General features: G+C 67.7%; 22 protein-coding genes. 13 read left to right on the forward strand and 9 right to left on the reverse strand.

Going from position 1 to position 21585, the window contains the following annotated elements; genetic code table 11:
- Positions 1-14: 14 nt before the first annotated feature.
- The gene (locus AWC12_RS04555; protein ID WP_085172717.1) at positions 15-602 is read right to left on the reverse strand and encodes a class I SAM-dependent DNA methyltransferase; all 588 of its coding nucleotides are present in this window, start codon (positions 600-602) and stop codon (positions 15-17) included.
- 83 nt (positions 603-685) lie between these two features.
- Here AWC12_RS04555 and AWC12_RS04560 point away from each other — a divergent pair, with 83 nt between their 5' ends.
- The 6 genes from AWC12_RS04560 to AWC12_RS04585 all read left to right on the forward strand — a co-directional run bounded on the left by AWC12_RS04560 (position 686) and on the right by AWC12_RS04585 (position 7593).
- A complete protein-coding gene (locus AWC12_RS04560) occupies positions 686-1696 on the forward strand; it encodes a helix-turn-helix transcriptional regulator (protein WP_024445815.1) in 1011 nt (336 codons plus the stop codon).
- Positions 1693-2679 carry a helix-turn-helix transcriptional regulator gene (locus tag AWC12_RS04565; RefSeq protein ID WP_024445816.1) on the forward strand — a complete coding sequence of 329 codons (987 nt, stop codon included), beginning with the start codon at positions 1693-1695 and terminating at the stop codon, positions 2677-2679. Before AWC12_RS04560 ends, AWC12_RS04565 begins: the two co-directional genes overlap by 4 nt.
- A gap of 30 nt (positions 2680-2709) precedes the next feature.
- A complete protein-coding gene (gene tatA / locus AWC12_RS04570; RefSeq protein WP_085172599.1) occupies positions 2710-2994 on the forward strand; it encodes a Sec-independent protein translocase subunit TatA in 285 nt (94 codons plus the stop codon).
- A 72-nt stretch (positions 2995-3066) separates the two neighbouring features.
- On the forward strand, positions 3067-4017 hold the full coding sequence (gene tatC, locus AWC12_RS04575; protein WP_024445818.1) for a twin-arginine translocase subunit TatC: 951 nt from the start codon (positions 3067-3069) through the stop codon (positions 4015-4017).
- Positions 4001-6781, forward strand: coding sequence for a DEAD/DEAH box helicase (locus tag AWC12_RS04580; protein ID WP_085172601.1), 2781 nt, complete (start codon positions 4001-4003; stop codon positions 6779-6781). Before tatC ends, AWC12_RS04580 begins: the two co-directional genes overlap by 17 nt.
- Positions 6782-6828: 47 nt before the next feature.
- The gene (locus AWC12_RS04585; RefSeq protein ID WP_024445820.1) at positions 6829-7593 is read left to right on the forward strand and encodes a DUF4333 domain-containing protein; all 765 of its coding nucleotides are present in this window, start codon (positions 6829-6831) and stop codon (positions 7591-7593) included.
- A 13-nt stretch (positions 7594-7606) separates the two neighbouring features.
- Here AWC12_RS04585 and AWC12_RS04590 read toward each other — a convergent pair whose 3' ends face one another.
- Complete coding sequence (locus AWC12_RS04590) at positions 7607-8572, reverse strand: 5'-3' exonuclease (protein WP_024445821.1); 966 nt, start codon at positions 8570-8572, stop codon at positions 7607-7609.
- Between the two features lie 121 nt (positions 8573-8693).
- Here AWC12_RS04590 and AWC12_RS04595 point away from each other — a divergent pair, with 121 nt between their 5' ends.
- Positions 8694-9824, forward strand: coding sequence for a M24 family metallopeptidase (locus tag AWC12_RS04595; protein WP_024445822.1), 1131 nt, complete (start codon positions 8694-8696; stop codon positions 9822-9824).
- A 10-nt stretch (positions 9825-9834) separates the two neighbouring features.
- Here the strand turns inward: AWC12_RS04595 and AWC12_RS04600 are convergent, their stop codons facing one another.
- Entirely contained in the window at positions 9835-10248 is a 414-nt protein-coding gene (locus AWC12_RS04600; RefSeq protein WP_024445823.1) for a F420-dependent biliverdin reductase, read from the reverse strand.
- Positions 10249-10283: 35 nt separating this feature from the next.
- Here AWC12_RS04600 and AWC12_RS04605 point away from each other — a divergent pair, with 35 nt between their 5' ends.
- Both AWC12_RS04605 and cbiE read left to right on the forward strand, forming a co-directional pair.
- Entirely contained in the window at positions 10284-11039 is a 756-nt protein-coding gene (locus AWC12_RS04605) for a decaprenylphospho-beta-D-erythro-pentofuranosid-2-ulose 2-reductase (protein ID WP_085172603.1), read from the forward strand.
- 32 nt (positions 11040-11071) lie between these two features.
- The gene (cbiE, locus tag AWC12_RS04610; RefSeq protein ID WP_234813830.1) at positions 11072-12226 is read left to right on the forward strand and encodes a precorrin-6y C5,15-methyltransferase (decarboxylating) subunit CbiE; all 1155 of its coding nucleotides are present in this window, start codon (positions 11072-11074) and stop codon (positions 12224-12226) included.
- On the opposite strand, the gene AWC12_RS04615 is transcribed toward cbiE, so the two are convergent.
- The 5 genes from AWC12_RS04615 to cobG all read right to left on the reverse strand — a co-directional run bounded on the left by AWC12_RS04615 (position 12189) and on the right by cobG (position 17222).
- Positions 12189-13277: a phosphotransferase family protein gene (locus AWC12_RS04615; RefSeq protein WP_085172605.1), complete on the reverse strand. Its 1089-nt coding sequence runs from the start codon at positions 13275-13277 to the stop codon at positions 12189-12191. The genes cbiE and AWC12_RS04615 overlap by 38 nt on opposite strands.
- Before the next feature lie 10 nt (positions 13278-13287).
- Positions 13288-13905: a TetR/AcrR family transcriptional regulator gene (locus AWC12_RS04620; RefSeq protein ID WP_085172721.1), complete on the reverse strand. Its 618-nt coding sequence runs from the start codon at positions 13903-13905 to the stop codon at positions 13288-13290.
- A gap of 78 nt (positions 13906-13983) precedes the next feature.
- Positions 13984-15471, reverse strand: coding sequence for a precorrin-2 C(20)-methyltransferase (locus AWC12_RS04625; protein WP_024445828.1), 1488 nt, complete (start codon positions 15469-15471; stop codon positions 13984-13986).
- The gene (locus AWC12_RS04630) at positions 15468-16094 is read right to left on the reverse strand and encodes a precorrin-8X methylmutase (protein ID WP_024445829.1); all 627 of its coding nucleotides are present in this window, start codon (positions 16092-16094) and stop codon (positions 15468-15470) included. Before AWC12_RS04630 ends, AWC12_RS04625 begins: the two co-directional genes overlap by 4 nt.
- A gap of 9 nt (positions 16095-16103) precedes the next feature.
- The gene (cobG, locus tag AWC12_RS04635; protein ID WP_024445830.1) at positions 16104-17222 is read right to left on the reverse strand and encodes a precorrin-3B synthase; all 1119 of its coding nucleotides are present in this window, start codon (positions 17220-17222) and stop codon (positions 16104-16106) included.
- A gap of 313 nt (positions 17223-17535) precedes the next feature.
- On the opposite strand from cobG, the gene AWC12_RS04640 reads away from it, so the two are divergent.
- Complete coding sequence (locus AWC12_RS04640; protein WP_024445831.1) at positions 17536-17838, forward strand: hypothetical protein; 303 nt, start codon at positions 17536-17538, stop codon at positions 17836-17838.
- A gap of 5 nt (positions 17839-17843) precedes the next feature.
- Here AWC12_RS04640 and AWC12_RS04645 read toward each other — a convergent pair whose 3' ends face one another.
- A complete protein-coding gene (locus tag AWC12_RS04645; protein WP_085172723.1) occupies positions 17844-18764 on the reverse strand; it encodes a TauD/TfdA dioxygenase family protein in 921 nt (306 codons plus the stop codon).
- Positions 18765-18946: 182 nt separating this feature from the next.
- Here AWC12_RS04645 and AWC12_RS04650 point away from each other — a divergent pair, with 182 nt between their 5' ends.
- Genes AWC12_RS04650 through AWC12_RS04660 form a run of 3 tightly spaced genes read left to right on the forward strand, consistent with a single transcriptional unit; the run spans position 18947 to position 21572 of the window.
- The gene (locus AWC12_RS04650) at positions 18947-19594 is read left to right on the forward strand and encodes an ABC transporter permease (protein ID WP_024445833.1); all 648 of its coding nucleotides are present in this window, start codon (positions 18947-18949) and stop codon (positions 19592-19594) included.
- Positions 19591-20790: an ABC transporter ATP-binding protein gene (locus AWC12_RS04655; RefSeq protein WP_024445834.1), complete on the forward strand. Its 1200-nt coding sequence runs from the start codon at positions 19591-19593 to the stop codon at positions 20788-20790. The genes AWC12_RS04650 and AWC12_RS04655 overlap by 4 nt, the downstream gene beginning before the upstream one ends.
- Entirely contained in the window at positions 20787-21572 is a 786-nt protein-coding gene (locus tag AWC12_RS04660; protein ID WP_024445835.1) for an ABC transporter permease, read from the forward strand. Before AWC12_RS04655 ends, AWC12_RS04660 begins: the two co-directional genes overlap by 4 nt.
- Positions 21573-21585: the final 13 nt, after the last annotated feature.

Genomic DNA, 21585 nt, shown 5'->3' on the forward strand with positions numbered 1-21585 from the left:
TGTCGGCAGGGCTTCTACGCGAGCCGGTGCACCGATACGGCGTAATCCCCGCCCTCGTACGGGTCGCGGTCCCACGTGGCCCATCTGTCCGCCAGTTCGAGGCCTGCGGCTGCAGCGACCTCGTCATAGCGGGCGAGCGTTAGCCGCCCAGCGACGAGCTGGAATCCCGCCACGAGCAGCCCACCCGGTGTCAGACGTCGCGCTAGCTGGCTGACAACGGTCGCTTCAGTGCCACGGTCGAGGAAGATCATCACATTGCCCGGCATCGCGACGATGTCGAACGTCTCCTGCAGATGAGCATCGGTCTCCACCAGATCGGCCTCGATCCACCGGACCTGCGGCGCTTTCGTCTTGGCGGCGGACAGCATCGCGGGGTCGGCGTCGATACCGACCACCGAGAACCCGCGTGCGGCGAGTTCGATTGCGACCCTTCCGGTTCCGCAGCCCGCATCCAACACGCGAGCGCCACCGGATTCACCCAACAGGGCCTCGATGAGGTCGGCTTCGCCGTGCACGCTCGCACCTGTCGCCGCCAGGCGCTCCCAGCGCGCGTCGTACTCATCCCCTCGCGGTCTGTCGGACTGTTGCCACCGTGTGCTCACGACCGCCATTCTGCAGGGGCGGTGCCGGGACGCGCCGCGATGGGCGTACAGCGGGATTCCCCGAGCACCTTAAGCTCTTAGCCGTGGGGATCTCGAAAGTCGAACGCCTGATGAATCTCGTCATCGCGTTGTTGTCCACGCGGTCCTTCATCACCGCGGACAGAATCCGCGAAACGGTCTACGGCTACTCCGACGAAGCCAGCGACGAGGCGTTCTCGCGGATGTTCGAGCGCGACAAGAACGAACTGCGCGACCTGGGCATCCCGCTGGAGACCGGTCGGGTGTCCTCCACCGACCCCGCGGAGGGGTACCGCATCAACCGCGACGCCTACGCCCTGCCCGCGGTGGAACTGACTCCCGACGAGGCGGCCGCCGTCGCCGTCGCGACGCAATTGTGGGAATCGCCCGAACTGATCACGGCCACCCAGGGTGCGCTGCTGAAGCTGCGGGCGGCCGGTGTCGACATCGAAGCCGACGACGACATCGCAATCACCTCGACGGCGGCGCTGCCCGGGCTGCGCGGTTCAGAGGAAGTCCTCGGAATCCTGTTGTCCGCCATCGATTCCGGACGCGCTGTGCAGTTCCGCTACCGTCCGGCGCGAAGCGAGCCGTACGCCACCCGCACCTTGGAGCCGTGGGGAGTGGTCACCGACCGGGGACGGTGGTACGTGGTCGGCCACGACCGCGACCGCGAAGCGGTCCGCACCTTCCGGCTCTCGCGCATCGGAGCCGACGTGACGCCGATCGGTCCCGCAGGCGCGGTCAGCATGCCTGAGGGGACCGATCTGCGCGGGATCGTCGCGAAAGTCGTGGGGGACTGGCCCGCCGCCGGTCAAGCGACGGTCTGGGTTGCCGAGGGTCGCGCCACCGCGCTACGCCGCCGCGGCACGGTGATCGGCCCGAGAATGATCGGTGAAAGGTCCGGTGACGAACTGAGCATCGACATCGGCATGTTCGACCGGCTGGCCAGGGAGGTGGCCAGCTATGGTGCCGACGCGCTGGCCCTCGAACCGGAATCGCTGCGCCGCGACGTGATCGCGCGGCTGGAAGCGCACCTGGCGCCCGTCGGCGCCGACGGGAGGGACAACCAGTGACGGCCATCAGTGCCCGGCTGGTGCGGCTTCTCAACATGGTGCCGTACTTCCAGGCGAACCCGAAGATCACCTACGCCGAGGCCGCCACCGACCTCGGGGTCAGCGTCAAACAGCTTCGCGACGACCTCAACCAGCTGTGGATGTGCGGTCTGCCGGGCTACGGTCCCGGAGATCTCATCGACTTCGAGTTCTCCGGCGACACCATCGAGGTCACGTTCTCGGCGGGTATCGACCACCCCCTGCGACTGACCTCACCTGAGGCCACCGGCGTGCTGGTGGCGCTCAGAGCCCTGCTGGACGTGCCCGGGATGGTCGATCCGGAGGCGGCCCGCAGTGCAATCGCCAAGATCGAGTCCGCGGCCGGTGCCGTCGGGCACGGCGTCGAAGGCGCCGCGGTCGACGAGCCGGCACCGATGGAGAGCGACGCCGCGGCAGCGGTGCGCACCGCCGTACGCAACGACCGCGCGCTCGCGATCGAGTACTACTCGGCATCGCACGACATGTTGTCCAGCCGCGTCGTGGACCCCATCCGCGTGGTCCTCATCGCCGACCACAGTTACCTGGAGGCGTGGTGCCGCACCGCCGAGGGCGTGCGCCTGTTCCGCTTCGACCGGATCGTCGATGCTCGGGTTCTCGACGAGCCGTCGCTGCCGCCTCCACCGGCGGTGGAAGCGGGACCGGACACCTCGCTGTTCGATCCGGACACCGCAGACCCGTCCCTGCCCACCGCCACCCTGCTCATCGACCGGTCTGCGGCGTGGATGTTCGACTACTACCCGTTGCGCGTGCTGCGGGAGTTCCCCGACGGCTCGTGTGAGGCGGCGATGACCTACGCCTCGGACCAATGGATGACGCGTTTCATCCTGGGGTTCGGCGCGGCCGTGCAGGTACTGCAACCGGCGGAATTGGCGGATCGGGTTCGGCAGTCGGCCGCGGCGGCGCTCGAGGCCTATCGGGTCGGCATCGGCTCGCCGGGCGAGTAAGCTTGGCGCAGACGTCTGGAGGTAACCAAATTGGGTGGTCTACAACCCTGGCACTGGCTCATTGTCATCGCCGTGTTCGTGCTGCTTTTCGGTGCCAAGAAGCTCCCCGACGCGGCACGTTCGCTGGGCAAGTCGATGCGCATCTTCAAATCCGAGATCAAGGAGATGCAGGCAGATTCCAAGTCGGAGACCTCGGACAAGCCCGCGCAACCGACGCAGATCACGTCCGAGCGAGTCGTGGACACCGACGCCTCGGCTCAGCCGACAAGGTCTGAATCGTCGGCTCAGCCGACGTCGGACAAACGCCCGGCCTGACCGGACAGCCCGTCAACGCAGCCTCGGGCCGCGTTGACGATGACGCGCCTGTGAGCACCAGCTAGGCAACCTGTGCAGATACCCGGCCTCTTCAAGAAACTCGACCCTCGGCAACGGCGTTCACGGGTCAACCCCGACGGCACGATGTCGTTGGTCGATCACCTCACCGAACTCCGTACCCGGTTGTTGATCGCCGTCCTCGCCGTCCTGGCGACGACGATCCTGGGATTCCTCTGGTACAGCCACGGTTTCCTCGGGCTGCCAAGCCTCGGTGACTGGCTGCGTGGCCCCTACTGCGCGCTGCCCGACTCGGCGCGCGCGTCGATCACACCCGACGGCGAGTGCCGACTGCTGGCCACCGCACCGTTCGACCAGTTCATGCTGCGCCTGAAGGTCGGTATGACCGCCGGTGTCGTGATGGCCTGCCCCGTCTGGCTCTACCAACTGTGGGCATTCATCACGCCGGGCCTTTATGCCAAGGAGCGCCGCTTCGCCGTCGCGTTCGTGGTGGTCGGGGCGGTTCTTTTCGTCGCCGGCGCAATCCTGGCCTACGTCGTGCTGTCCAAGGCGTTGGGTTTCCTGTTGACCGTCGGTAGCGACGTCCAGGTCACCGCGTTGTCCGGCGACCAGTATTTCGGCTTCCTCATCAACCTGCTGCTGGTGTTCGGCATCAGCTTCGAGTTCCCGCTGCTGATCATCATGCTCAACCTGGTCGGCATCCTCACCTACGAGCGTCTGAAGGCCTGGCGCCGCGGCCTGATCATGGGGCTGTTCGTGTTCTGCGCATTCGTCACCCCCGGCTCGGACCCGTTCTCGATGCTGGCCCTCGCGCTCGCCATGACCTTGTTGATGGAGATCGCCATCCAGATCGCACGGGTCAGCGACAGGCGCAAAGCGCGCCGCGCGGCCCTCGAAGACATTCCCGACGACCAGGCAGCGTCGATCGGAGGCGTCGAGCCGATCGAGGCGCCCGCCGCAGTGCCGACTCCGTCGCGACTTGTGGTCGATGACGACGCCACCTGAGCCAGCAGCCGCGGCGCCACCCCTGTCCGACTCCGTCGCAGCGTTCACCGCGTTACTGCCTTTCGCGCTGGACGGATTTCAGCGTCGCGCGTGCGAGGCGCTCGCCCAGGGGCACGGCGTGCTGGTGTGCGCGCCCACCGGCGCGGGCAAGACCGTGGTCGGTGAGTTCGCCGTCCATCTGGCCTTGGCGGCAGGCCGAAAGTGCTTCTACACCACGCCGATCAAGGCGCTGAGCAATCAAAAGCACAACGATCTGGTGCGCCGGTACGGACCACAGCGCATCGGCCTGCTCACCGGCGATCAGGTCATCAACGGAGACGCCGACGTCGTCGTCATGACCACCGAAGTGCTTCGCAACATGCTTTACGCGGATTCCCCTGCACTGCAAGGGCTTTCCTACGTCGTCATGGACGAGGTGCATTTCCTGGCCGATCGGATGCGCGGCGCCGTCTGGGAGGAGGTGATCCTGCATCTGTCCGAGGACGTGCGGCTGGTCAGCCTGTCGGCAACGGTGAGCAACGCCGAAGAATTCGGCGGCTGGATCAAGGCGGTTCGCGGCGACACCACGGTCGTGGTCGACGAGCACCGACCTGTCCCGCTGTGGCAGCACGTCATGGTCGGCAAGCGGCTGCTCGACCTGTTCGACTACCGTGCTTCGGGACCGGCGGGCAGGAACCTGCTCGTCGACCCGGAACTGTTGCGCCACATCGCGCATCGGCGCGAAGCGGAGCGCCTTGTCGACTGGCAGCCGCGTGGTCGCGGCAGACCTGGCCGTCAACCCAGCCTCTATCGCACTCCGGGCCGGCCTGACGTCATCACTGTGCTGGCTCAGGACGACCTGCTGCCCGCGATCACCTTCATCTTCTCCCGTGCCGGCTGCGACGCCGCGGTCAAGCAGTGCCTACGTTCGTCGCTGCGCCTCACCACCAACGAGGAACGGGCCCGCATCGCCGAGATCGTCGACCGTCGCACCGCAGACCTCAACGACGCCGATCTGATCGTGCTGGACTACCACGAATGGCGTGAAGGGCTGTTGCGTGGCCTGGCCGCTCACCACGCAGGCATGCTGCCGACCTTCCGCCACACCGTCGAAGAGTTGTTCACCGCGGGCTTGGTCAAGGCCGTCTTCGCTACTGAGACACTGGCTTTGGGTATCAACATGCCCGCCCGCACCGTAGTGCTGGAACGCCTAGTCAAGTACAACGGTGAACAGCACCTGCCGTTGACGCCGGGGGAGTACACCCAGCTCACCGGCCGCGCGGGGCGGCGCGGGATCGATGTCGAAGGCCACGCCGTGGTGCTGTGGAACCCGGACGTCGACCCTGCCGAGGTCGCCGGGCTGGCGTCCACGCGCACCTTCCCGCTGCGCAGCTCGTTCGCCCCGACCTACAACATGACCATCAACCTCGTCCACCAGATGGGGCCCGAGCAGGCGCACCGGCTGCTGGAGCGCTCCTTTGCGCAGTACCAGGCCGATCGGTCGGTGACGGGTCTGGTACGGGGAGTCGAGCGCGGCGAACGCATGCTCGGCGAGATCGCGGCCGAGCTCGGAGGCGCGGACGGCAAAGATCCAGCCATCCTCGACTACGCGCGGCTGCGGGCCCAGATCTCCGAGCGCGAACGCGCGCAGTCCCGGGCGTCGCGGCTGCAGCGCCGCCAGGCCACCAACGACGCGTTGGCGGCGCTCAAGCGTGGCGACATCATCACCATGCACGGAAAACGCGGTGGGCTCGCCGTGGTACTCGAACCGTCCCGCGACGACGACGACCCGCGCCCCCTGGTCCTCTCCGAACACCGGTGGGCGGGCCGCATCTCGTCGGCCGACTATTCAGGCGGAACCGGACCGATCGGCAAGATGACGCTGCCCAAACGCGTCGAGCACCGCAACCCGCGGGCTCGGCGGGACATGGCATCCGCGTTACGTTCGGCCGCGGCCGATTTCGACGTCCCGTCGGCGCGGGGGCGCCGAAGCGGCCCGCCGCCCGACCAGGACGTCGACCCCGAGCTCGCCGCGCTGCGTGACCGGATGCGCGCCCACCGCGCCCACGGCCTGCCCGACCGGGAAGAGCAGGTGCGGACCGCCGAACGTTATCTGAGACTTGAACGAGACAACGAGCAGCTCCGCAAGAAGATCGCCGCGGCGACGAACTCGCTGGCCCACACCTTCGACCGGATTGTCGTGCTGCTGACCGAACGCGGTTTCATCGCGACCGTCGACGGGGACGCGCCGACCGTCACCGAGGACGGCAGACTGCTCGCCCGCATCTACAGCGAAAGCGATCTGCTGGTCGCCGAGTGTCTGCGGGCAGGCGTGTGGGACGAGTTGGACGCCGCCGAGCTGGCGGCGGCGCTGTCAGCGGTGCTCTACGAATCGCGTCGCGACGGCCGCGGGCCCGGCGACGGGTCCGACATTCCGACAGGCCGGCTGCGCCGCGCGCTCAACCAGACGCGTCGCCTGTGGTCGGAGCTGCGGTCGGACGAACAGCGCCATCGCATCACCCCGAGCCGCGAACCCGACGACGGTTTCGTCGCGGCCGTGTACCGGTGGGCCAGCACCGGCGACCTGACCACCGCACTGGCGGCCGGCGACGTCGCGGGCACCGGTTCGTCCATGTCGGCGGGCGACTTCGTGCGGTGGTGCCGACAGGTGCTCGATCTCGCCGACCAGGTGCGCAATGCGGCGCCGTCGCCGGCTTTGCGGGCGACCGCGAAACGCGCGATCAACGACGTTCGGCGCGGCGTCGTAGCTGTTGATGCCGGGTAGTGTGAGGTGCCAGCAGGCATGCCAGACGCGTTTGACCAAGGAGAGAAATGAGCGGACCGCAGGGATCTGATCCGACCCAGCCGTGGCCGGGTCAGCAGCCTGACCAGGGGGCGGACCAGCCGGCGGCCGATCAGACGGCCAACCAGGGCTGGCAGCCGCCGACCGCCGAGCAGCAGCCCGCGTGGCAGCAACCGCCGGCCTACACGCCGCAGCAGTATCCCCAGTACCAGCAGCCGACGCAGCCGCCCACCTACTCGCCTCAGCAGTACCCCCAGGACCAGTACGGCCAGCAGCCCACGCAATACGACCCTGCGGCCTACCCGCCGCCCGGTCAGTACGGCCAGCCCGGGGGCTACCCGCAGCAGTACGGTCAGCAGGGCGCCTACGGCCAGCAGCCCACCCAGTACGGACAACAGCCCGGTCAGTACGGCCAGTACCCGGGATTCCAGCAGCCCGGCTCCGAGGAGGGCTCGAAGAAGTCGATGGCCCTGATCGGTGGTGTCGTCGGCGGTCTCGTGTTGCTCGTTCTCGTCGTCGTGGCGGTGATGGGCTTCTGGAAGCCCGGTTTCTTCGTGACCACCAAGCTCGACGTCAACGCCGCGCAGACCGGCGTCGAGCAGATCCTCACCGACGAGACCAACGGCTACGGCGCCAAGAACGTCAACGACGTGACATGCAACAACGGCGTCAGCCCGACGGTGAAGAAGGGTGACACCTTCACCTGCGAGGTCAGCATCGACGGCACGAAGCGCCAGGTCACCGTCACGTTCCAAGACGACGACGGCACCTACGAGGTGGGCAGGCCGAAGTAGTCGGGCGGCCCGGTCAGAGCTGATCGAGGGCGGCCTGGAGTCGTCCGATCGACGACGACACGCCGTAGCGTTCCGCCAATTCGGCGACTTTGCGGGGATGCCGGGCGGCCAGCGGCAGCGTGTCGCCGTCGGTCGACCAGTCGATGTCGGCATCAGTGGCCACGCGTACCACCGGGCCCGCCTTCTCGATGTAATCGGTGGCGGCGAGCAGCTTGTTCCGGTGCGCCTTCGACATCTTCGACCGCAGATCCTGTGCGGCGGCGACGATGTTCTCCAGCGACCCGTGCTGGGCCAGCAGGGTGGCGGCAGTTTTCTCCCCGATGCCCGGGACGCCGGGCAGCCCGTCGGAAGGATCACCGCGCAACAACGCGAGTTCGACGTAGGCCGGTCCGGCGCGGTCGACGGGGACACCATAGGTGTCGGCTACTTCCGACGGCCCCCACTTGACCGCCTTGGCCAGTCCCTTGCCGAGGTAGAGGACCCGCACAGAGACGGGCTCATCGCGGACGAGTTGCAACAGATCGCGGTCACCGCTGACCACGACCACCGGATCGCGTCGCTCACCACTGGCCAGCGTGCCGAGGACGTCGTCGGCTTCGCACTGCGGCGCCCCGGCCGTCGGGATCCCGAAGGCGTCGAGGATTTCCATGATCATGTCGACCTGGGGCGTCAGGTCGTCGGGGACTTCCTCGACATCGGGCTCGGCGCCCGCCGTCTCCTCGACCACTCGGTGCGCCTTGTAAGAGGGGATGAGGTCGACCCGCCACTGCGGACGCCAGTCGTCGTCGCGGCACACCACCAGCCGGTGCGGGCGTTCCCGGGTGATGACGGTGGCGACGGCGTCGAGAAAACCCCGCAACGCGTTGACGGGGCGGCCGTCCGGAGCCGTGATCGAGGACGGGACACCGAAGTACGAGCGGAACCACATGCTCGCCCCGTCGAGCAGGACCAGGGGAGTTTCGTCGGACGTGCGGGCCATGCGGCCATCCTGCCAGGTGCCTTTTCCCGCGAGCAGACACAAACTCGCACTCTCGGGTAGTGGTTCGTGCGAGTTTGCGTCTGCTCGCGGTCGGAGCGGACAGGCGATTAGCCTGAATGGCATGACGGGCGCCCGATTCGACGACGAGGTATACGCACGACGGATGCGCGCTGCGGCTGCGGCGGCGGCTGATGCGGGCCTGGCCGGGCTCGTCATCACTCCTGGCTACGACCTGCGCTACCTGACCGGGTCGCGCGCGCAGACCTTCGAGCGCCTGACGGCTCTCGTCCTGCCGGCGGCGGGGGAGCCGACGATCGTCGTGCCGCGGCTCGAGCTGGCCGCGCTGAAGGAGTCGGCGGTCGCCGAACTCGGTGTGGCCGTTCGGGATTGGGTGGACGGCGACGATCCTTACCGCCTGGTGGCGGATGCCCTCACCGGCGATGCGCCGCACCAGGTAGCGGTGACGGACTCGATGCCGGCACTGCACCTACTCCCGCTCGCCGAGGTTCTCGGCGTGGTGCCGGTCCTGGCCACCGACGTGTTGCGGACGCTGCGGATGATCAAGGATCCCGCCGAGATCGACGCGCTTCGCAAGGCCGGTGCGGCGATCGACCGCGTCCACGAACGGGTTCCCGAGTTTCTGGTGCCGGGCCGTACCGAGGCCGACGTTGCCGCCGATATCGCCGAAGCCATTGTCGCCGAGGGTCATTCGGAGGTCGCCTTCATCATCGTCGGGTCCGGCCCCCACGGCGCGGACCCCCACCACGAGTGTTCGGACCGCGAACTGCGCATCGGCGACATCGTCGTCGTCGACATCGGCGGCCCGTACGACCCCGGCTACAACTCCGACTCGACGCGCACCTACAGCATCGGTGAACCCGATCCCGAGGTGGCGCGCCGGTACGCCGTGCTCCAGCGGGCCCAGCGCGCCGCCGTCGAGGCGGTCCGCCCCGGGGTGACCGCAGAGCAGGTCGACGCCGCCGCACGCGACGTGCTTGCCCAGGAAGGTCTCGCCGACGCCTTCGTCCACCGCACCGGGCACGGAATCGGGCTGTCCGTGCACGAAGAGCCCTACATCGTGGCAGGCAACACGCTGCCGCTGCAGGAAGGCATGGCGTTCTCGGTGGAGCCGGGCGTCTACTTTCCCGGCCAGTGGGGCGCGCGGATCGAGGACATCGTGGTCGTCACGGCCGACGGAGCGCTGTCGGTCAACAACCGACCCCACGAACTGGTGGTGGTCCCGGTTTCCTGAACCGGGCCGGTCAATCGTCGCCGCGGTCCAGCAGGCTCGACGACCCCAGCACGCGCTCGACGCGCACCTCGATGACGACACGCTTGGGGTTGGGCCGCGGCGTCCGGTAGCGCTGGGCGTAGCGCAACTCGGCGTCGCGTACCGCTTCGATGCTCGTGTTCACCGTTGACTTGCCTTCCAGCGAGAGCCACCGTGCGCCGTCGACCTGGCTGAGGACCGCGACTCCGCGCTGTTCGGCGTTGACCGCCTTCTGCGAGCCGCCCGTGGTGATGACGCGGGCGATGTGGGTAGTCGGGTCGAAGGTGAAACCCACCGCCACGACGTGCGGAGACTGGTCCGAACGCAACGTGGTCAGCATCGCGAGGTGACGTTCGGTGAGGAACGCCAGAGCGTCGTTCGTGAGTCGCGTAGTTGCCTTGGCCATCGGCGTCCACGCTAGCGCAGGTAATAATCGGCGCCGTGGAGGACACGAATCGGGCCGCGGGCACGCTGGTCGTCTTTGGTGGGCGCAGCGAGATCGGAATGGAAGTGGCGCTGCGGCTGGCCGCCGGGGCGACCGTGGTGCTGGCCGCCCGCCGGCCCGACGACCTGGAGGCCGAGGCCACCGCGCTGCGTCAGGCGGGTGCCGCTGCAGTGCACACTGTCGCCTTCGACGCCGACGACCTCGCGTCGCACCGTCTGATTGTCGACGCGATCGTCGCCGACCATGGGCCGATCGGCACCGCGGTGCTCGCCTTCGGCATCCTGGGCGATCAGGCACGCGCCGAAACCGATGCCGCGCACGCGGCGGCCATCGCGCACACCGACTACGTGGCACAGGTCAGCCTGCTCACCGTGTTGGCCGACGCGATGCGCACCGCGGGAGCGGGCTCGCTCGTCGCGTTCTCGTCGATCGCCGGTGTGCGGGCGCGGCGCGCCAACTATGTGTACGGGTCTGCCAAGGCCGGGCTGGACGCGTTCTGCAGCGGCCTCACCGATGCGCTGCGTGGTTCCGGGGTGCGCCTGCTGATGGTCCGGCCCGGATTCGTCGTCGGCCGGATGACCGAGGGCATGTCGCCGGCCCCGCTGTCGAGCACACCCGATGAGGTGGCCGACGCGACGGTGCGCGCCCTGCGCCGGGGGCGCAGCACGGTGTGGATACCCGGATCGCTGGTCGTGCTGGCGTTCGCGTTCCGGCTGATGCCGCGGTGGCTGTGGCGGAGGTTGCCGAGGTGAGCATTGTCGTGGTTGGCATCGGAGCCGACGGCATGCCCGGGCTCTCTGAGGCCTCGAAGGCCGAATTACGCAGAGCGACGGTCATTTACGGATCTCCACGGCAGCTTGATCTGCTCGACGATTCGGTGACCGCGTCGCGGCGGACCTGGCCGAGACCGTTGGTGGGCGCGCTGCACTCGATGCTCGACGGGGTGGACGGTGACGTGCACGTGGTGGCCAGCGGCGACCCGCTGCTGCATGGGATCGGGAGCACCCTGATTCGGATCCATGGCGCGGACAACGTCGCGGTCCTGCCGCACGTGTCCTCGGTGACGTTGGCGTGCTCCCGGGTCGGGTGGTCGGTGCAGGACACCGAGATCATCAGCCTGGTCTGGCACCCGCCGCATACCGGGGTGCGCCGCGGCGGTCAGGCGATCGTGCTGTCGAGAGACGGGGCGACGCCGGCCGAGCTGGCACGGCTGCTCACCGACACGGGCCGCGGTGATTCCGAGCTCACGATTCTCGAACAGCTTGGCGGTCCAGCAGAATTGATGCGCAGATCGACCGCACGAGAGTGGGCTGCCCGGCCGCCGGGGGACGTCGACGACCTGAACGTGATGGCGGTACGGTACCTGCCCGACGAACGCCGGTTCGGCAGCCTGCCCGACGACGTATTCGCCCATGACAATCAGATCACCAAGCAGGCCATCCGCGCCGCGACGCTGGCGGCACTGGCGCCCGGGCCCGGCGAACTGCTGTGGGACGTCGGTGCGGGGTCGGGCAGCGTCTCGATCGAGTGGTGCCTCAGCGGCCCGGGATGCCGGGCGATCGCATTCGAACGTGACGAGGCCCGCCGTGCGCGAATTATGAATAATGCCAACAGTTTCGGTGTCCAGATGGAGGTGATGGACGACGCGCCGAGGTCGCTTGAGAATGCGGCGCCGCCGGCCGCCATCTTCGTCGGTGGCGGCATCAGCCAACCGGGGATGTTGGAGGCGTGCTGGGACAGGCTGCCGCCGGGCGGTCGACTGGTCGCCAACGCCGTCACAGTCGAATCTGAAGCTGTTCTTGCGCAATGGTATTCGCGTGTGGGAGGCGAGTTGCGGCGCTTCCAGCACTACCGCGGCGAAGCGGTGGGCTCTTTCACAGGCTGGCGCGCCGCGATGCCCGTCACGCAGTGGGCTGTGACGAAGCCTGGTATGACCTGACCAGGTCGATCGCGTCCAGTTCCCTGATCGCGCGGCAGCCGCGGCGCAGCATCGTCAGCACCATCTCGTCGCCACGCTCGGTGGAGGCCGCGAAGGCGAAACCCAGAACTGTGATGAGGGGCGCCTGGAGAACACCCAGACGATAGTCCTGCCAACAGGTTTCGATGCCGTAGTCGGTGACGCCATGGGTGAGTAGCGCGGCGTGGTAGCGCTCGACCAGTTCGCGCTCGACGGCGGCACGGTCTTCCGGTGCGAGGCTGGTCGCGGTGAAGTAGGTGAGATCGCGAGCAGGCAGGCCGATTCCCATCGTCTGCCAGTCCACCACGGTGACTCGGGTACGGTCCGGGTCGTAAAGCAGGTTGTCGAGGCGATAGTCGCCGTGCATCAGCGAGAACCGGTCGGGCTCGGCCAACAGCCACGGCGTAACCAGGCTCATCGAGGTGAGCAACGTGTCACGGTCCTCGTCGCTGACCGAGCCTCCGAGCTTCTCGAGGGTGATGTTGGCCGCCATCACCGCGACGTCGCCCATGCCTTTGGCGGCAGCCTCGTCTCCCGGTTTGGGCATCACGATCGACGGGAGGTCGAAGAATCGCCGTTGCCCCCAGCTGGGCCCGTGCAGTCCGGCCAGCGCCTCGACGGCGAGCACCGCCTCGGCTGAGGTGCACCCGGCGATCTGGTCGCCCTGCTCTGCCGGCGCCATGTCGGCCAGAAGGAGCACGAAATCAGTTCCATCGGGGGAGATCTCGCTGTGGTAGCAGCTCGGTACCGGGATCGCCACCTCGGTGGTCACCGCAGAGTAGAACTCGACCTCGGACAGATAGCCAAGCGCCACCCTCTCGCGCACCGTGTCGTCCTGCGCGGGCAGCTTGACCGCAAAAGTGGAGGGCGTGGTGGAGGATTGCGCAGCGGCCGGGTATCGGGCGGATACCCGGTACGTCGCCCCGGTCTGCCCGGTGCCGATGCTCGTCACCTCGACGTCGCTGACGTCGACGCCCAGGGTCGCGCCCAGCCACTGCGGTGTGATGTCTTCAGGTGTGCGGGGGATCGTCACTGATCGCCTTTCAGTTCACGCCGTCGTTGGCGAAAATCGTTCGCAGCCAGATTGTTTGAGCTCCACCGAGAAGCTCGTCGCGGGTAAGCCGGCCGCCCAGGGTGTAGCGCTCCATCAACCGGTCGTTGAATTCCAGCAGCATGCTGGCGATGACCTCGGCAGCAGGTCCGTCGGGAGCCCGGTCGGCTTCCCGCTCCGCGGAGATCATGGCTGCGACAGACGCGACGAACGAGTCGCGGGCGTCGTCCCACATCTCGCGGATCGCGGGACTGGTGGCGCGCGCCTCCAGCATCGCCTGCAGCAGGTAGCGATGCTGGTCCACGGTGTCGAGGAGCGCTGTCAACATCGCCTGGATGCGGTCGGCCCTGGGCTGGGTGGGGTCGGTCAGGATGTCACCGGCCAGGAACCCGTCTTCGTACATCGGCTCCAGCAGAGCCGCAACGGCCGCGGCCTTGTTCTCGAAATAGAAGTAGAAGGCCGACCGGGTGACGCCCGCACGGCGCGTGACGTCGGCGATGTTCAGGGCGTCGAACCCGGCTTCACGCAGATGGTGGTCGAGCGATTCGAGGATCGCGACGCGCCGCAGATCACTCTTCTGCGGTTGACGTCGGTCGGTGGGTGAGCGCACCGGAAGTCCTCGCTGCACGCGCGAGGTTAACCCGCACTTCTGACGACTGTCAACGAACTGCGACAGGTGTCAATGGCCTCAGCTCTGTGGGTATCGCCGCAGCGTGAACACACGGTCGGCGCCGTCCGTCCGGTGCCACCTGGTCTGGGACGAGCCGACGATGAGCAGACAGCGCATGTCGACATCGTCGGGATCCAGCTTCTCAAGAGGCACCACCTTGACCGATTCGCGCGCGCCGGAGACGTCGCGGCCGATCACCACGGGCGTGGCCGGGTCGCGATGCTCCAGGAGTAGGTCGCGCATCGCCGCGACCTGCCAGGTCCTGGTCTTCGACGCCGGGTTGTAGATGGTCAGCACCATGTCGGCAGCGGCGGCCGCGGACAGGCGCCGCGCGATGACGTCCCAGGGCTTGAGGCGGTCGGACAGCGAGATCACCGCGTAGTCGTGGCCCAGTGGAGCGCCGACCCGGCTGGCCACCGCCTGGGCTGCCGTCATCGCAGGAATAACCCGGACGTCGACGCCCGGCCACTGCTCGGCCTCCTCCAGGACTGCGGTGGCCATCGCGAACACGCCAGGATCACCCGAGGACACCACGGCCACGGACCGGCCCTGCTGCGCCAGTTGGCACGCGAGGCGGGCGCGGGCAGGCTCGTCGGTGTTGTCGCTGGGGTGTCTGCGTTGGCCGTCTCGGACGGCGACCCGGTCCAGGTATGGCCCGTATCCGATCAGGTCGGTGGCGGCGAAGAGCTCGTGCCTGCTCTGCGGGGTCATCCAGTCTGCCGCGCCGGGTCCCAGTCCGACGACCGCCACCGATCCGGAGCGCGCGGGGGCACGTCTGTCGCCGGTGAGCATAGCCAGTGCAAAGTAGGGCACGGAGGCATCGTCGACCTCCGCGGCGGGCAGCACCCGCTGTCTCTCCGTGCTGGCCCGTTCGACGTAATACGCGTCGGCCAGTCGGCCCGAATTCGAAAGTGCTTGTCGCACAGCGGGGTAGGAGCGTCCCAGCTTCATGACTATGGCGGCGTCGGTGTCGGCGAGCCGGCGCTGCAGCTCCTCGGCGGGCAGCGTGCCCGGCAGAATCGTCAGGACCTGGTCACCCTGGACCAGCGGTGTGGACACCGCGGCCGACGCTGCGCTGACCGACGTCACACCCGGCACGATCACGGCGTCGAAGCGCTCGGTGAGCCGGGTGTGCATGTGCATGTACGAGCTGTAGAACAGCGGATCACCCTCGGCCAGCAACGCGACGTCGCGGCCCGCGTCGAGGTGGGCTGCGATGCGCTCGGCGGACTCCCGGTAGAAGTCCTCCATCGCACCGGCGTAGCCGCCCGGGTGGTCGGAGGTTTCCGTGGTGACGGGGTACACGAGGTGCTCCTCGGTCTGCCCGTCACGCAGGTACGGCTCGGCGATGCTGCGCGCGATACTGCGCCCGTGTCGCGCGCTGTGATAAGCGATGACGTCAGCCGCGCCGATGACCCTGGCCGCCTTCACCGTTACCAGTTCGGGGTCACCGGGTCCGAGGCCGACACCCCACAGTGTTCCTGGTGGGCCCTGCTTTTCTGTCATTCGTCTTCTGTCGCAATCGCGTTCACGGCCGCCGCGGCCATCGCACTCCCGCCTCGGCGACCGGTGACCATCAGGTAGGAAATGCCGCGCGGGTCGTCGATGAGCTCCTGCTTGGACTGTTCCGAACCGACGAAGCCGACGGGACCGCCGAGCACCGAGGCCGGCGGTGCGACGCCGTCGTCGACGAGCTCGAGCAGCCGAAACAGTGCGGTGGGTGCGTTGCCGATGGCCAGCACCGCGCCGGGGATCCGGTCCGCCCAGAGATCGACCGCTGCTGCCGATCGTGTCGTGCCCATCGTCGCGGCGAGGTCGGGGGCACGGGGATCGGCCACCAGCGAGACCACCTCATTGTCGGCGGGGAGCCGACGCCGGGTGATTCCCGCAGCGACCATCGAGGAATCGCACAGGATCGGGGCGCCGGCAGCCAGCGCGGCATGCGTGCGTGACGTGACGTCCGCGGTGAACGCGACATGCTCGGCGACGTCAACCTGGCCGCACGTGTGAATCAGCCGCACCACCACGCGTGCGACATCCTCGGGAAACCGTGCCAGATCCGATTCGGCACGGATGGTCGCAAACGACTGACGGTAGATCTCCGCGGCATCACGGGTGTAGTCGAGCACCCGCTCACCCTACGGGTGAAGATCGCGGGCCTGATAGCCGTCTCCGGTCGCCACCAGCACGGCGCCGTGCGCAGGACTGCCGCAGGCACGGTCGCACCCGACGAAGTGCCGGTGCGTCGTCACCTGAGGGTCCAGCGCCGCCGCGGCGTCGGCCCGCACATCGGCCAGGGAGTGCATACAGCCGGGGCTGCCAGTGCACGCCGACAGTGACAGCCACGCGGAGTTCTCGTCGAAAACCAGCCCAAGGGGCGCCAGCACGCGCAGGGCCGCATCGGCGACGCCCTCGTCGAGGTCGAAGATCAGGACCGACCGCCACGGGGTGACGGCCAGCGGGGCGCCGACCGCCGCAAGGTAGCGCGCCACCTCGGCGTCCAGGACGCCGAGCGGCACGGCGGCGCCGAGGGTGATCCGTCCGTCGTCCTGCTCGATCCAGCCGACCGGGGGACGGGTCTGCGCCGGCCACGTCGTTCCGGGGGCGGTGGTCGGCGTCCGGCCGCCCAGCAGGGCCGTCGGATCGCCGAGCTCCGTGACGCGCCAGGACTTCCCGCGGATGTCGATGAAGCGCGTCGCCACGTCGACAAATTCGTCGATCGCGTCGGCGACGTCGATCCTCACCCCGGTATCGCGACCACCCAGAAGCAATGCCGCAGTGGATGCGTCGAGCGCGTGGAGGCCGACGTCGGCGCCGAGTCCCGAGATGTCGCCGCGGCCGTCGTCGATGCCGAACAGAAAACGCCCGGGCAGCTGGGCCAGCAGTGGGTCGCGTTGCAGCGCCGAGTCGAGTCCGGTGACGAGTTCGCGTGTGTCACAGAGCCCGCCGTTGCGACCTGCCAGCGGTGAGGCGACGATGTTGCGCACGCGCTCGTGACTGGCCGACGGCAACAGCCCACTGGCGGTGAGCAGTTCGGCGACAGACGCGGTGTCGCGGACGCCACGGATCTGGACGTTGCCGCGCGACGTCAGCTCCAGCGAGGATGCGGCGAAATCGATGGCTGCCAGGGCCACCGTTTCCATCTGGTCGGCGGACATGACACCGCCGGGTAATCGGATGCGCGCAAGCTCGCCGTCTGCGGCGGTGTGCGTCTGCAGCGCACCGGGGCAGGCGTCGTCATCGCGCGTCCGGCTCATGCGTTCACGGTACTCGCGCGCCTCGGGCAAGGACCGGTGTGTGCCATGTGATTGCTGACCGCCTCAGCCGGGCACGGATGAGGCCGACCGCTGTGGCGACCGTCGCCCAATCAAGATCAGGAAGCGGGTGGTCAGCGCCCATCGGCGCGAAAAGTGCAGGTAGATCGGCGCATCCCCTGCGTAACCGCGCTAGTGGTAACTGGGTTTTCGAGTACCCGATTACCCGTGTCAAGCGCCGGATTGGTTCGTAGCTTTGGTGTCATCGGGAGACCGGTGGGGGCCGGCTCCAAGATCCAGCAAGGAAGTGATTGAAATGACGGATCTGGCAACAACTCCGGACGTACCCAAGACGGTCGACATCGACGCGTCGATCACTGAGCCGTCGACGCCGTCAACGCCGTCGACGCTCATCACGGAGCAGCAGGTGCTGCTCGGCTCGGCAGCTGCACTGGCAGGCCCGAAGGTGCGGCATAGCTATATCTCGATGCTGCGCGCCGCATTCGGACTCCGTATCCGGGCCCTGCGTTCCGAGGGGCTCGTCAAACCCCGGCATTATCCGCGGCACCACGATTTTCTCGAAGACGCGCTGATGTCGCGAATGATGGACCGGCTCTGAGGCCGTCAGCTCGCCAGCCGCACCGGAACCACGACCTGGGAGTACGTCGATGCGTCGCCTCGGATCGCCCGGCTGTGGTCACCGTGGACATCAACGGGGATGTCCCCGGCGAGGGTGACCCGTGACAGGCGACGGAAGTGGTCGTCATAGTCGGCGACGGCGTAGTGCTGGGTGGCCCTGTTGTCCCAGACAGCGAGGTCACCCAGCTCCCAGTTCCATCGGATCGTGTTCTCCAGCTTGGTGATCCGATTCTGAAACAATTGAAACAATGCTGTCGACTCGGCCTGGCCCAGGCCCACGAAATGTTTGACGAAATGGCCGAGCAGCAGCACTTTTCGCCCGGTCTCCGGGTGCATCCGAACGACGGGATGCTCGGTCTCGTAGTAATCGGAGATGAACTCCTCCCGGTACTGGCGTTCGGTGTCGGCGAGCGCTTCGATGCGGGCGTCGGCGTCGGCGGCGTAGTCATAGGTGTTGGTGTGCACCGCCCAGAGGTTCTCGGCGAGTACCCGCAGCGGCGTGGGCAGCCGATCGTAGGCTGCCTCGGTCGATGCCCACGTGGTCGTTCCGCCGAACGGCGGAAGCGTGATCGCCCGCAACAGTGAAGCTTTCGGAATGCGGTCGACGAAGGTGACGTCGGTGTGCCACGAATTGGCCTTGTCGAAGCGCGAATCGATCGGTAGCACGTCCGCGCCACGTGAGGTGACTGTCGGATGCGCGGTCGTGGGTGTGCCCAGTGCACGCGCGAACTCGAGCTGGCCGGCGTCGTCGAGATCGTGCTGCCCGCGGAAGAAGATCACCTTGTGTTCCAGCAGCGCGGCGTTGATCTGAGTGGCGGTGCGTGAGTCCACGCCGCGCGCCAGATCGACACCATCGATACGGGCCCCGATGTTGGCGCCGAGCTTGACCACGTTCAACGATGACAAGGGTCCTCCTTCAAGGCTTTCAGACAGACGACGGTGCCGCCGCGCGGCGACAAAGACCACCCTTAGATTCAGCGGGAATCGAATCCGCGCCGTTTCGGCGAAGTCCCGACCGGGTACGGAGAGCAGTCAGCGTGTCGAGGCGAGTTCGCGCAGACACCTGATACCGAGGGGAATCGAGACCAGTGAGCTCCCTGTGGGACTACATCGGCGCGCACTACCCTCAGCTGGTTTTCGACTCCTACCAGCACGTCAGCGCCGTCGTGCAGAGCGTGCTCATCGCGACAGCCGTCGGCGTGCTGATCGGTGTGCTGAGCTACCGCAGTCCGTTGGCGGCCAATCTGGCGACCACCACGTCGAGCGTGATCCTGACCGTGCCGTCGTTCGCGTTGCTGGGCCTGCTCATCCCATTGTTCGGGCTGGGCGTCATCCCCAGTGTCGCCGCGCTGGTGCTGTACTCGTTATTGCCGATCGTGCGGAACACGATCGTCGGCCTCAACGCCGTCGACCCCGCTCTGACCGACGCCGCGCGGGGGATCGGCATGAGTCGATTGGACACCCTGCGGCGGGTCGAATTGCGGCTCGTGTGGCCGGCCATCCTGGCCGGGATGCGGCTGAGCACCCAGATGTCCATGGGTGTGCTCGCCATCGCCGCCTATGTCAAAGGGCCGGGGCTGGGCAACCTCATCTTCGCTGGCCTGGCCAGGGTCGGCAGCCCGACCGCACTCCCCATGGCGCTGAGCGGCACGTTGCTGATCGTGATCCTCGCTCTTGCCCTCGATGCCGTCCTGGTCCTGATCGGTCGGCTCACCACGTCGAAAGGCCTTAAGTGACAACGACTTCTGAACGGGCTCCGGAACCGGCGCAGCAATCCGCGCCCACCGGGGTACGCATCGAACTCGACCACGTGTCGAAGGTGTATCCGGGAGCCAAGCAGGCCGCCGTCGACGACGTCTCACTCGAGATCCCGGCCGGCGAGATCGTGGTCTTCGTCGGGCCGTCCGGCTGCGGGAAGACGACCACGATGCGCATGATCAACCGGCTCAGCGAGCCGACGTCGGGCCGGATCCTGATCGGTGAGAAGAATGCACTGTCGATCAAGCCGACCGAGTTGCGACGTTCCATCGGTTACGCCATCCAGCAAGCCGGGCTCTTCCCACACATGACCATCCGGCAGAACGTCGGCCTGGTACCGGGCCTGCTGGGTTGGGACCGCACGCGGACCGGCAACCGGGTCGACGAACTCCTCGATCTCGTCGGTCTGGAGCCCACCCAGTACGCCGACCGCTATCCGCGCCAGCTCTCCGGAGGCCAGCAGCAGCGCGTGGGGGTCGCACGAGCGCTGGCGGCCGACCCGCCGGTGCTGTTGATGGACGAGCCGTTCGGCGCGGTCGACCCCATCACGCGCAGCACTCTGCAGGACGAATTGCTGCGGCTGCAAACCGAATTGCGCAAGACGATCGTCTTCGTCACCCACGACTTCGGCGAGGCCGTCAAGTTGGGCGACCGCATCGCGGTGCTCGGCCAGCAATCCAAGGTGCTGCAGTACGACACGCCGCAGAACATCCTGGCCAGCCCGGCCGATGACACCGTCGCCGGGTTCGTCGGGTCCGGCGCCTCGCTGCAACAACTCGGACTGCTCCGCATCAAAGACGTCGCGCTCGAAGAACGGCCCTCGGTTCAGCGCGGCGACAGTGTCGAGACGGTGCGAACGATGCTTGCGGCGAGCGAGCACGACTGGGCCGTCGTCCTCGACGACCGGCAGCGGCCGGTCAGCTGGGTGCGGGAGAGCCGGCTGCGGCACGCGAACTCGCTCGCCGACGCGGTCGAGCGACTGGACGTGGTGAGCACCCAGTCGACGCTGGAGGACGCGCTGGAGGCGATCCTGGCCGAACAGCACGCGTCAGCCGTCGTCGCCGGAGCCGGAAACCGTTACGAGGGTGTCGTGACACTCGACACCCTCATCGCGACGATCACGAAGCTGCGCGCCGACGCCGAAGCGTCCGCCGCAGGGGACAGCGCGTCGTGACCACCGCCGTCGACACCGCGCCCGCCGATGCGTCCAGCGCACCCGCGACCACGTCGGCCGAGCGCCTGCGGCTGTTCATCCAGCCGGCGCTCGTGCTTCTCGTCGGGGCCGCCGCGGTGTTCTGGGCGTTCAACAGGGATCTGACCGCCACTCAGCGGGAGAACATCAACCCGGCGAACGTCGCCGCGCTGATCTGGCAGCACCTGCTCATCACCGCGGCGGTGACCGCCATCGTGCTGGTGATCGGCATCCCGCTGGGCGTCCTGGTCACCCGACCTGGCGCGAAGCTGTTGCGTCCCGTGGTCGTCGGGATCGCCAACGTCGGCCAGGCTGCTCCAGCGATCGGGCTGCTCGTACTCCTGTTCCTGCTGACCGCCAAGACCGGCTTCTGGATCGGTGTTCTGCCGATCGCGCTGTACTCGCTGCTGCCGGTGCTGTCGAGCACGATCCTCGGCATCGACCAGGTGGACCGCCCGCTCATCGATGCCGGGCTCGGCCAGGGCATGTCACGCCGTTCGCTGTTGCTGCGCGTCGAACTTCCGCTCGCTGTGCCCTACATACTCGCGGGTCTGCGGACTTCCCTGGTGCTCGCCGTCGGCACGGCGACGCTGTCGTTCCTGGTCAACGCCGGAGGTCTGGGGATCCTCATCGACACCGGATACAAGCTCCAGGACGACGTGACGCTGATTCTCGGCAGCGTGCTCGCCGTCTGTCTGGCTCTGCTGGTCGACTGGCTGGGTGGGTTGGCCGAGTTCTTCATCAGCCCGAAGGGATTGCGGTGAGGAGACGACTCGC

It is taken from the genome of Mycolicibacterium iranicum, assembly GCF_002101705.1.
GTDB lineage: Bacteria > Actinomycetota > Actinomycetes > Mycobacteriales > Mycobacteriaceae > Mycobacterium > Mycobacterium iranicum.